Below are 12336 nucleotides of genomic sequence, written 5' to 3'. Positions count from 1 at the left end.
CGCTCAAACCCCCTCTCGCCCATTCGTCCGCCGTCACTCCCACCACCGTATCGGCTCCCGTCGCACGCTCACTCGGCTCCAACGGCCAAACACATTCCGCATAAGCGGGCGGTTCACCGCGGCGTGGTCTTCGAACCAGGATTGTTCAACAAGCGTCCTGTTTCGGGCTTCGCCGAAACAGAGCTCTCAGGGTTAGGCTGCGCCCATTCAAGCGAATCGATCTCCGGCTGGGTCAGAGTGCGTTGCGCGCCGGTCGGGAACCTGACCGTTGCGACGGCCCGATCGCGTTCGCGGTTTTCGAATACGAGATCACCCGTCGCCATCATCGCCGGCCCGTGCGTGCTGGCGCTCATCTGGACGCGAATCTTGATCCCGCCCAGCGCGCCGATCAGCCGGTCGGGGATTGTGATGAGCGTGTCCCGCCGCGCGTCTCCCGACCGAGACGTCAGGTCGAGTGTCTGCTTCAGCAGCCTGATGACCGGCTGAAGGAATGTTCCGATGAGAACGCGGTTCACGGGATCGTGAAACGTTCCGATAGCCATCAGCACCGGCATGCCGTTGGGCAGGATGAGCCACACCGGACCACCCGACATTCCGTCCGGTTGTGGTCCGTTGATGCGGACGCCGGTGTCCTCGTCCTGCTGGCGCTCGCGGTCATAATCAACTGCCATGTGGAGCAGCGGATCGCGATTGAGCCGGAACATGCGCTCGGCGGAAAGCCCCTTCCCGCGGATGAATGTCGGCGTCGACTCCACAACGGTCGGCCGCATTCTGGTCGTGGAGTGACTCGCGGGAAATCCGCTGAATACGTACACCGTGTCCCGGAAGCCCTCCACCTGAATGGGGACGTCATGCGCGGAGAGGAAGGTCCGCCCGGCACGGACAAGACTCCGCACCGCATCATCGTTCAAGAGGATAAATCCCACATCCAGCGGATCATCGTAGCGGGTGCCGTCACTATACTCGATTCCTCCAGGACGTGGGTCGCGGACAGCAAGAAATACTTTCCGAAGAGCGTGACCAGCACGCCGGAACCCATCTGCTCGGGTTTCTCGCCGCGCCTGTGCCGCGTGATTGCAACTAGGGTCGTCGTGTGGCGCGCGGGCATAGGGAAGCAGCAGAGCCCTGGCGCGTACCGTTACAACGATCAAACACTCCCGGGCGACGCCGTCTCTCCGCGCGTCGATTGCGCGAGAAAGTCTCGCCCGCTCGTGCACCTCAGTCAGCCATGTTCCCTAGGGAAAGCGGGGATTCACCGGGCTGAAAACGGGGATGCATGAAGAAGCAGCCTGTGAGCTCCGCCGGCCGCAGCAGGTCGCCAAGGAGGAAGCAGTCGAACGGGGCTTCACCCCCGACGCCAAATAGCCAGATGCTTCCGTTGCGGAGTGGAGGCACGCGGAGCTGCCCGAGATTCGTAGTCGCGTCGCGATTGACATTGATTCCGATCGTGAACCCGCCGGCCTCCGGATACCTCCCCATCAGCCGATCCAGCAATGACTGGAGTGACTGCCGCGGATTCAGGTCCTCGGGCACAAATTCTTTCAGCTGGACGAACTCGAATTCCTCGTTGCCTGCCGGCGATCGCCGACGAAATACAGCATCCACGGGGCTGTTTTCCTCCGGCCAGAGAGCAAAAGCCCAGTGATCTTCCGGGTGCAGCGCCTTTCGACCCATGCACATGAGCCCGGCCTGACGCATGAACAGCCGCGGACGCATGCCTCTCCTCCGCCAAGTGGAAGGCGCTCCCCCGGCCTGACCCAACTGAAATCCCATGTCCCACACCATGCAGAGGAGCAGGGCCTTTCGGGGGCCGATATAGGTCAAGGACCTCGCGACATTAATATCCGGCATGGCATCTTCAACGTTTCAGGGTCGGAGCGCAAAATCATCGGAGCAGGCCGTCGTGCAAACACAGAAAAGAATGCCAGCGCTCCACCTGCCCCGAATAGCCGCGGCCTTTTCCGGCAGTCAAGGTGGAGGCGACGAAGGAGCATTACCTTGACGGCCGAGGCACAATTTTCGCGGCGGGCAGGAGGAGCCTTCACTTTAGTCAGGATCGATCCGCGGTTACGCAGACTGTCCCATCATTATTCTGCCACATTCTGCGGATGCTTCCAGACAGGCCGGCAGCGATCTTCTCCGCCTTCGCCTTTTCCCAATGAACTTCTTTCCAATCCGTGGTCCCGGGAGGAACTACCCCCCACGCCTCGAAGAGATCCTGGGAGTTATGGCATTGGTCAGGGAAGACATCGGGGAGCCACGATGACTCGGGCCGACGGGTGTCCTGGATCCCGTAAGGTTCAAGCCAGACTCCAGTGCCGTGTGCTGCGCCCGCGATCCCGGTAGAAACCAAACCGACCACTGCACCGTTTCCTGCGAAGATCGGACCGCCGCTGAACCCCGGAGGGATATTCGCGTTGAGCGTCATGATCGGGCCGCCCCCCAGGGCACCGGGCTCACGGATTTCGAGGCCAGTGACCTTCAGCCGGCAGGCTGACAATTGATCGGAGTAATGCATTAAATCCTCTTTGGTCGAGGAGGTGCCAAGAGCCTCGTTGAAGCCGACTGCAACTACGTCATCGCCCTCCTTTAGCGATGCCCACAATCCGCAGTGCACCCAAAGCGGCCGAGGCCTGTCGCCGGCCTGCAACGCAAATCGCACGCGAGCAATATCGTAACCGATGTCGTCCGGATCACGCTCGGTGCGGTACGCCAGGGGATTTGGATCACGCGGAAACATTAGCACGTTCCCGTCCAGTTGACGAAAAGGGTGCAATATTGGGGCCCCGTAACAGACCCCCGGCACAAAAATCAGGCCATAGGCGCCCAGCCGTTTCATTTCGTCGCCACGTCTCGAACCAAAGCCGTCGTTGATGACGTGCATCGCCGTGCAGAACCCCCCGGAGTAAGAGACGGAGAAACAACTACCGTGGTAGAGAAACGTTCCATCGAGGTTCGAGAAAACCAGGGGGAATACCGACCTGCGCAGCTCCGGCACGTCGCTCACGTCTGCGATCTCGCCATAGCCGGCGACGGGAATGAGCGGTAGCTGATTCGGCATTGGGTGGTCGAGGTTGACGAGGTCGCCCTCGCGCCGGAAGTCCAATCCTGGATCGCAGGCTGGTGCGGCACCGCCCTTACCGTCTCACTTCTCGCGAAGCTTGAGCCAGGCACTCCGCTCAAGTTCAGCAGCGGGCCGCAAGCTTTCGAACTCCGCGAGGAACTGGCTTGGGGTCACAAGTCGGAGCGAGGTCTTGCGCTTACGCGAAGCGACCGACCGGATCAGCTTGCTGTCCATCGTCAGGAAATACTCGCAGTGATTGTGATCGGCCCACGGCCCACGGGGTCAGGCCGATATTCGCTAGATTTCATGCACCCAGGCTCTCACCGCACGTTCTCTAGCAAATATCGGCCTGACCCCGTCGCCCCCCTGCCAACCCGACGGCTCCGTCCGACTCTGCCACCGCACCACCGGACCGCCTCTCCCCTCCGCGGCATGAGTTCATACCGGATTCATTCCGATCCGACCCTGGCCGCCCTGCGCGGCCAGCCGCCGCTTTGGACTCCGGTCGGGACTTCGGTCGATTTGTCGCCCGTTGACGCAATCGGCACGCTCAAAGCCCCTCTCGCCCATTCGTCCGCCGTCACTCCCACCACCGTATCGGCTCCCGTCGCACGCTCACTCGGCTCCAACGGCCAAACACATTCCGCATAAGCGGGCGATTCACCGCGGCGTGGTCTTCGAACCGGGCTTGTTCAACAAGCGTCCTGTTTCGGGCTTCGCCGAAACAGAACTCTCCGGGTTAGGCCTTGTCCCACGTACACTGGGCATCGCGGAACGACGCCTGGAATTCATCCAGAAGCAGCGCCACGTCGAGCTGCTCTTTTGCACTGTAGAAAAGGACCCGGCGTCCCCCTTTCAGTCGAATGTACAAGCGGTAGATTGGTGATCTGAACCAGCGTCGCTCGCCCACCACATCGCAGCCGACAACCTCGTGGCCGTCGATGGTGCCAGGTGGATCGGAAATGCCGGAGAAGAGTTCGAGCGAGGAGATTCGGACCAGGACATCTCGCTCTGGACCGTCGACCAATGACGTGAGTTTGCCTATCTTCATGTTGGCCTACCCTCAAAGATGAGCCACGAGCGCGACGGGACAAGCCGTGGATCGCGAGCTACGGGGCCGGATGGATCGCTGAGGGAGTGTTCGAATCATTGGTCGTGAAGCTCGTTAGCTCGGGCAATTGGTTCTTCCTGTGCGGAATTACGGACGAGCGTCATACATCAGCACCACGCGGCCATACGATGCTTGGCGAGCCAGGTTCGCCACGGCAACAATGCCGCCCAGAGAAGGACAGATGGTGCGCGCTCGCTCGGGCACTCTGGTTCGGCGATTCAAAGCTCGACCAACCGACAGACGTACTCGTGAAACACTAACGTCCCCCCTGCTTCAAACAGGTGCGCTGCATTGGTCCGCCACCAAGCCACAGCACTGGGAGATTTCGACGCCAACGCCAGCATAGCGTCCTCGATATCAATAACGTAGCCGATAGTCTCTTCACGATCGATCTCGCCGGTCACAACACCGCACGTCTCGATCTGTACGGCAGACACCTCGCCACCCATGAGGGGAAGCTCGAGGCCTACCCACTGCTCCCGCACCTCAAGCGGCGCTTCGCCCGGAGGGGTTGCTACGATGCGAATTCTGACTTCCCGGAAAGCGACCATGTATTTTGCCGAACGTCAGCGATGAGCTACGCTCACTGGGTTTAGGGTCGGAGGTTCATGCACGGAAGTGACGTGCGACAATTGACGAATGGTGAGCATTCGCTCGGGCGCTCTGGTTAGGCCCGGGGCGAACAGGCGCAGCGTGAGAAAACCGAACAAAACGACGGCACGGCAAGAAGGACTACGCAGGGGAACCACCACTCGTGCACGAAACGTCTCAGTGCTGCGGAGCCGCTGCTAGGTACCGATCCTGGTCCGAGCCCATCTCGGAGGATCCAAGAAAGGAAACCGGTGGTGAGTAACAGGCCCGCGGTAATGCTCCAAGAGATGAACAGTAGTCGTCGGCGTCGCGCTGCTGCTAGGGTGCACGAGGACCAGATGGCAAAAGTACATGCGAGCACGTATGAAAGCGCTAGAGCAGCGAATACGGTACCGATGTACATGGCCGAACGTGTGTCTAGGCCGACCCCGTCGGCACTAATCGAACTGAACTGTCCCGTATAAACGAATTCACGACCACCAGTGAACATGATCGTCGCAGAAGATCAGGCCTAAAATCGACCTTCGCGGACTGGCGGGCAATTAGCTGCGGGCGGCTTCCAGAATGGAAACGCGGCCTGAGGTCCTGAACACCATACAGTCCAAGATTCGTCTGCGCCACGAACCGAGAGCGACGCGTTATCTACAAGCTACGGAACGCTCCGTTCAGGCCAGCCGCCCGCGGCAGTAACCGAAATCCTGAGGACTGAGGATACCTTTCGCCGGCGGCGGCGGGGTACGATGCGGCCACGGCAAACCCCGCGACCTCGGCACCCCTGCCGCGGCGCTCAACCCCACCCGTCCTCATGAACTCCGGTGCTTTCGCCCGTTACCGTCAGCTCCTGCTCGCCGCCGCACTCGCGGCGTTGACCCTCCCCGCCCACGCCGCCCGTCACGATGTTTACACGACCGCCGATCTGTTGGCGCTGCCCACGCTCGCCGCGGGGGACACCGTCGTCGTCCACGACGGCACCTACACCGATGTCGGCAGCCTGACGCTCGGCGGCGCCGGCACCGCCAGCGCACCCATCACGATCTACGCCGCCAATCCCGGCGCGGCCGTCTTCGCCGGCTCAACGCATATCGTCCTGTCCGGCTCCTGGGTGACGTTCGCCGGCTTCCGCTTCGACGGCCAAACCGCGGCCGGCGGCATGCCCGGCACCGAAAAGTGGGGCATCGTGCAGACCGCGTCCCGCTCGAGCGATTGCCGCGTCACCAACTGCATGTTCCGCGACTTCAACGCCGGCGCTGTCAGCGGCAACACCTACTACTGGTTCGTCGTGCAGGGCTACCGGCACACCCTCGATCACAACAGCTTCGAGGGGAAAACCACCGCCGGCGCGTCCGTCGTCTTCGCCACGCCCGAGGCCGACCGCAACACCCCGCGCGCCCACGTTTTCGCCCACAACTACTTCGGTCCCCGTACCGTCATCGGCAGCAATGGCTACGAGGGGATCCGCGTTGGCGACAGCGCGCACCAGGGCTGGAACATGGCGTCGGTCTTCGAATTCAACTATTTCTACCGCGCCATCTACGCCGCCGGGGAGCCGGAATTGGTTTCGAACAAGTCCGCCTACAACACGTACCGCGACAACACCTTCGTCGAAAACCGCGCCCAGCTCGCCCTGCGCCACGGCGACAACTGCGTCGTCGAGGGCAACTTCTTCTTCGGCGCCAACCTCGCGAACTCCGGCGGCGTCCGCATCATCGGCCAGAACCACGTCGTCCGAAACAACTACTTCCAGGACCTCGCCGGCACCGGCATCACCGCCGCGTTGGTCGTGCAGAAGGGCGACCCCAACTGGCCCGCGACCGACGACGCCAGCACGTACGAGGTCGCGAACAACGCGCGCATCTTCCACAACACGTTCCTCAACTGCGCCCAGCCGTTCTTTCTCGGACGCAACAGCAGCGGCACCGGCGCGCTCGATCCGGTCGGCGTCGAGGTGCGAAACAACATCGTCCAAAGCACCACCGGCGCCGGCGTCGTCTTCAACCTCGGCTACGACAGCGCCGCCATCGCCTTCAGCGGCGACTACGTTTACCACCCCGATGGCAACTACGGCGTCACCGGCCTGCCGGGCGTGACGTACGGCCCGCCCTCGCCCGATCTCGTGGCCGACGCCTCGCTCGGCTACGCGATCCCCTCGAGCACCAGTCCGGTCCTCGGGCTTGCCACCGAAACCACGCCCGCCACCACGCTCGACGTGCGCGCGCTGCCCCGCCCGGCCTCCGGCAAGGACGCCGGTTGCTACGAGCGCGAGGTCACCGGCATCGGCAGTGGTCCGCTCACGCGCAGCGACGTCGGGCCCGAGTTCTACGGCGGCCCGGCCGGCTCGTTCACTCCCCCGGGCGCCCAGGTGGCCGCGCCTCTCTTCAACCCGCCCGCCGGAAGCTACACCGGCACCCAGTCCGTCACGATCGCCACCACGACGACCGGCGCCGCGATCCGCTACACGCTCGACGGCTCCGCGCCCACCGCAAGCACCGGCACGCTCTATGCCGGACCGGTCAGCGTGGCCACCAGCGCCACGCTCAAGGCAATCGCCACCAAATCCGGCCTGGCCGACAGTACCGTATCCACGGCGGCGTACACCATCACTCCCACGGGCGGCACGACCATCACCAGCGCCGCCGGGTTCGTCAGCAGCGCGCTCACCTCCGCGCCGTCCGGCACGTTCACCGTCGAGTTTGACGCCCTCTCCTCCGTCTCGCCCGCCAACGCCGTCATCGGCCTCTCGTCCGGCGCCGCCACCGGCTACACGAGCCTCGCCTGCATGGTGCGGTTCAACACGACCGGCCGGATCGATGCGCGCAACGGCGGCAGCTTCGTCGCGAGCGCCATCCCGTTTGCCGCGAACACCGTCTATCACTTCCGCCTCGTGGTCGACGTACCGACCCACACCTACGCCGCCTACGTCACCGCGCCCGGCGGCAGCGAACAGACGATCGGCACCAATCTGGCCTTCCGGACCGAGCAGGCGGCCGTCACCCAGCTCAGTCACGTGGCCTGGAACGTGAACGCGACTCCCGGCGGCGCCCTCACCTACTGGCCCGTCACGCTCACCAGCGTCTCCGCCGCCAAGTTCTCGATCGCCGCGAGCGCCGTCTCCGCCAGCGCCAACGACGGCAACGTGCCGGCCAACACCGTCGACGGCAGCCTCGCCACCCGTTGGTCGGCGCAAGGCGACGGCCAGTGGATCCAGTACGACCTCGGCGCCGTGCGCACCCCCGCCTGGATCCGTCTCGCCTTCCTCAACGGCGACACCCGCACGTCGTCCTTCGACGTACAGCTCTCCAGCAACGGCTCGAGCTGGACCACGGTGTACACCGGCAGCAGCAGCGGCACGACGACCGCGCTCGAGACCTACAACTTCCCCAACGCGGCGGCCCGCTACGTCCGAGTCATCGGCCACGGCAACTCGGTGAACACCTGGAACAGCATCACCGAAACGGAAGTGTGGGGCTACTGAGCCGCGATCGCCGATCGCGGCTCCTCTTTCTCTTACTCCTACTCTTTCTCTTTCTCTCCCGCTCGATCCGTGACGCCGCGGTCGCCGCGGTTGCGGCGCCCGCGGCGAGAAAGAGCAGGAGAAAGAGTACGAGCAAGATGGGCCGTGAGCCAGAACCCGTCTAGCGGGACGCTCCGCCCGGCTGAGATAACACGCCAGATCTGGCGCGTTACGTGAGATAACACGCCAAATTTGGCGTGTTATCTCAATTTTCCCCGCCACCCCCGACTCACGCCCCGCCGCCGGAATCCTTAGGACTAAGGATACCTTTCATCCTCGGCGCTCGGGTACGATGGGCCCCGGCAAACCCCGCGCCCCAGCGTCCCGCCCCGGCGCTTCACCCCCTTTCCCAGCTCTACCCTATGCTGCCCAACACCCGCCTGCCCGCCTTCGCCGCCTGCCTCGCGCTCGGCGTCGCTACCGCCGTCGCCCAGAACGCGACGCCCAGCTCCGCCGACGAAACCGTCACGCTCTCGCCCTTCGAGGTGAAGGCGGAGCAGAACCGCGGCTACGTCGCCGCCGAAACCCTCACCGGCACCCGCGTCGCCACGCAGATCAAGGACCTGCCCTACACGGTCAACGTGATGACCAGCGAGTTCTTCGAGGACTTCGCCATGTTCCAGCTCGACGACTCGCTCACCCAGGTCGGCGGACTCACCGGGCTCGACGTCGGCGGCGGCTTCAACCTCCGCGGCTTCGCCTCCTCCTCCCAGCTGCGCGATGGCTTCTACCGCCAGGGCCGCTACGGCCAGACCAACATCGACCGCGTCGAGGTCATCAAGGGCCCCAACGCCGGCATCTACGGGCGCACCTCCCCCGGCGGCATGGTGAACATGATCTCCAAGGCCCCGCAAAAGAGCGAAACCCAGAAGCTCACCGTCCGCGGCGGCAGCTTCGACACCCTCCAGGGGACGATCGAGGCCACCGGCACGTTCCGCTCGCCGCGCACGTACTACATCGCCGTGCTCAGCCAGCTCAACCGCGGCTCCGACGTGGACTACTTCCACATGCGCGAGAACCAGGCCTACGCCGCGATCAAGCACGACTTCCTCAACGGCGGCCACCTCCTCGTCTCGGGCGAGCACTTCATCCAGTACCGCCACTCCCCGCTCGGCGCCGCGCCCATGATCCTCGACCAGAAGGGCACCTCCTCCAACGTCGACGACGAGGCGGTCGGCTACGCGAAGAATCTCGCGCACTACAATCCATTCGGCCCCGCCAGCGAGGCCTCCCGCTCCGCCGACACCCTCCGCGCCGCCTACGACCGGCAGCTCGGCAGCATCTTCAGCTTCCGCGCCGGCGCGCAGCTGTTCTCCGCCCGCCTGAAGAACTACAACCAGAACACCGGCTGGGGCACCGTCGCGGTCAACACCTTCAACCCGGCCAGCAGCTTCACCTCCACCCGCGGCGCCACGCCCAACCGCGGTCTCATCAACGAGGACGGCGGGGGCGTGCAGGTCGATCTCGTCGCCCGCTACCACCTGGCCAAGCGCCGGATCGCGAACAAGACCCTCGTGACCGTCGATTTCAACGACTACTACCGCTACGACCCGACGCGAAGCACCGGCGCCGTCGCCCCGCTCGCCGCCTGGCAGGCCGCCGGCTCCGGCCGCATCGTCGCCCTCAACCCCGACTTCACGCCGATCTCGCCGCTCGTGTACTACACCGCCCGTCCCGAGGATGGGCTCGGCACGCTCACGCGCTACACCCGCCGCCGCACCATCGTGGCCGGCGGACAATTCCGCCAGGAGTCACGCTGGTTCCAGGAGCGGCTCCTCACCTACTTCGGCGCGCGCTTCGACAAGGTCCACTTCACCGAGCTCGAATACCTCTCCGCCGTGAACGGCGTCACCCCGACGCTCGACGCCCCCATCCCCGTGAAGCGCGACGTGAACATGACCAAGCCCAACGTCGGCGCGCTCTTCAAGGTCCGCGAAAACCTCCGCGTGTACGCCAACTACAGCGAGAGCTACTTCATCAACCAGAGCGACAACCCCGCCGATATCGCCAGCCCCTACTACAAGTCCGAGACCGCCAAGGGCTGGGACTACGGCGTGAAGGGCGCGCTCTTCAACGACCGGCTCAACTACACCATCGGGCTCTACAACATCCGCCGCTTCGGCGTCCGCGTCACCGACTCGGTCGAGACGCCCGTCGGTTCCGGCAATTTCGTCGACGTCGTGCGCTCCGACGGCGACCAGGAATGCACCGGCTGGGAGGCCGACGTGAACTGGGTCATCACGCCCGCGTGGTCCACCGGCCTGAGCTTCGGCCACGTCCGCGCCCGTTATAACGATTTCGGCACGCGCAACCCGCAGGCCGTCGGCCGCAAGGTCCAGGGCATCTCGCCGGAAAACGGCGGCGCATGGGTAAAGTACAGCGGCCGCGAGGGCTGGCTCAAAAACGTCTCCGCCAACCTCGGCGTCACCTACGTGGCCGAGACGCCCTCCGAGAGCCCTACCGCCGGCGACACCGTGGCGATCGTCGCCGGTGTGCCCACCGTCACCCGCAGCACCTACCAGTGGCGGCTCACCGTCCCGTCCGTCACGCTCTGGAACGCCGGCGTCGCCTACCGCTGGAAACAGAGCGCGCACGCGACGCACTCGTTCCGGCTCAACGTGAACAACGTCTTCGACCGCGAGTACCTGAAGGTGAACAAGAACCTCGGCGACCCCCGTGGCATCTACTTCAGCTACACGCTCACGTTTTCAAACCTGCTCCGGCACTGACCGACTCGACCGCCGCGCGCGCCGGCCATGTCGGCGCCGCGGCGACCCGTATCCGCTTCTTTTTGACGCTGCCCGCTGCCATGTCCGCCCGCCTGCGCCGCACCCTGGTCCTGACCCTCGGCCTGCTCGCGGTTGTCCGCGCCAGCGCCTACGACTTCGGCCCCTGGCCCGCCGGCGGCTCGCCCCAGGAAGTCGGCCGCCGGGTGGCAGATCGGTTCGTGGCCAGCCCGCATCCCAACCACGGCCGGCCCACGCCGCCGCGCGTGATCACGTATCCGGAAGTTTGTGCGTGGTACGGTGCGCTCGTGTTTGCCGACCTGAGCCACGATGCGACGCTCCAGGCCCGGCTCGCCGCCCGGTTCGAGCCGCTCTTCCGCGAGGAGAAACACCTCGTGCCGGTCCCGGATCACGTCGACTACACCGTGTTTGGCGCGGTCCCGCTCGAACTCGCGCGCCAGACCGGCGACCGGCGCTGCCTGGCGCTCGGCGAGTGGATGGCACTCAAGCAGTGGAGCGAGCCTTTTGGCCCGCGCACGACGGCCGAGTCGCACGCGTATTATCGCCAGGGCTACACTTGGCAGACGCGCCTCTGGATCGACGACATGTTCATGATCACCGCGGTGCAGGCGCAGGCCTACCGCGCCACCGGCAACCGCGCGTACATCGACCGCGCCGCGCGCGAGATGGTGCTCTACCTCGACCGCCTGCAGCAGCCCAACGGGCTTTTCTTTCACGCCCCGCAGGCGCCGTTCTGCTGGGCCCGCGGGAATGGCTGGATGGCCGCCGGAATGAGCCTGCTCCTGCGCGAACTGCCGGCGGACAATCCCGACCGGACCCGTATCCTGCGCGGCTATACGCTGATGATGGAGGCCCTCCTCTGGCACCAGGCAGGCGACGGCATGTGGCGCCAGCTGGTCGATGATCCCGCGGCCTGGCCCGAGACCTCCGGCACCGGCATGTTCACCTTCGCCTTCATCACCGGCGTGCAGGCGGGCTGGCTCGAGCCCGCCCGGTACGGCCCCGCCGCCCGCAAGGCGTGGTTGCGGCTCATCACCTACCTCAACGCCGACGGCGACGTCCGCGAGGTCTGCCAGGGCACGAACATCCACGATCCGGCCAAGCACGGCCCCGACGGCCGCGCCTACTACCTAGCTCGCGCGCGGCTGGTCGGCGACATGCACGGCCAGGCGCCCGTCCTGTGGTGCGCAGCCGCCCTGCTCCGCGACGCCGCGCCGCCGGCGCCAGCCATACGCCAGCCTTGAGCTGCCCGTGCGCGGCGTGCGCCCGACGCGCACCCGCCAGCCCGGCACGCCCCGGCCAACGTGCGCCG

At 65.1% G+C, this 12336-nt stretch carries 9 protein-coding genes; 3 read left to right on the top strand and 6 right to left on the bottom strand.

Annotation, left to right across the window (positions count from 1 at the left end; all coding sequences use genetic code 11):
* Positions 1-113: 113 nt before the first annotated feature.
* From DB354_RS20115 to DB354_RS20090, 6 genes are all read right to left on the bottom strand, one after another.
* The gene (locus tag DB354_RS20115) at positions 114-770 is read right to left on the bottom strand and encodes a hypothetical protein (RefSeq protein ID WP_107837435.1); all 657 of its coding nucleotides are present in this window, start codon (positions 768-770) and stop codon (positions 114-116) included.
* 448 nt (positions 771-1218) lie between these two features.
* Positions 1219-1716: a hypothetical protein gene (locus DB354_RS20105; RefSeq protein WP_146180342.1), complete on the bottom strand. Its 498-nt coding sequence runs from the start codon at positions 1714-1716 to the stop codon at positions 1219-1221.
* Between the two features lie 334 nt (positions 1717-2050).
* Entirely contained in the window at positions 2051-3061 is a 1011-nt protein-coding gene (locus DB354_RS20100) for a serine protease (protein ID WP_146180341.1), read from the bottom strand.
* An 84-nt stretch (positions 3062-3145) separates the two neighbouring features.
* Entirely contained in the window at positions 3146-3298 is a 153-nt protein-coding gene (locus tag DB354_RS22765; RefSeq protein ID WP_233256710.1) for a hypothetical protein, read from the bottom strand.
* 505 nt (positions 3299-3803) lie between these two features.
* Positions 3804-4115: a hypothetical protein gene (locus DB354_RS20095; RefSeq protein ID WP_107837431.1), complete on the bottom strand. Its 312-nt coding sequence runs from the start codon at positions 4113-4115 to the stop codon at positions 3804-3806.
* Between the two features lie 278 nt (positions 4116-4393).
* A complete protein-coding gene (locus DB354_RS20090) occupies positions 4394-4726 on the bottom strand; it encodes a hypothetical protein (protein WP_107837430.1) in 333 nt (110 codons plus the stop codon).
* 845 nt (positions 4727-5571) lie between these two features.
* Between DB354_RS20090 and DB354_RS20085 the strand changes: the two genes are divergently transcribed.
* From DB354_RS20085 to DB354_RS20075, 3 genes are all read left to right on the top strand, one after another.
* Positions 5572-8238, top strand: coding sequence for a chondroitinase-B domain-containing protein (locus tag DB354_RS20085; RefSeq protein WP_107837429.1), 2667 nt, complete (start codon positions 5572-5574; stop codon positions 8236-8238).
* A gap of 401 nt (positions 8239-8639) precedes the next feature.
* Positions 8640-11006, top strand: coding sequence for a TonB-dependent receptor (locus tag DB354_RS20080; protein WP_107837428.1), 2367 nt, complete (start codon positions 8640-8642; stop codon positions 11004-11006).
* A gap of 80 nt (positions 11007-11086) precedes the next feature.
* A complete protein-coding gene (locus DB354_RS20075; RefSeq protein WP_107837427.1) occupies positions 11087-12268 on the top strand; it encodes a glycoside hydrolase family 88 protein in 1182 nt (393 codons plus the stop codon).
* Positions 12269-12336 lie beyond the last annotated feature (68 nt).

The sequence above is a fragment of the Opitutus sp. ER46 genome, from assembly GCF_003054705.1.
GTDB lineage: Bacteria > Verrucomicrobiota > Verrucomicrobiia > Opitutales > Opitutaceae > ER46.
Note: the sequence above shows the minus strand (reverse complement) of the source record. Positions and strands in the feature narration are given on the sequence as shown.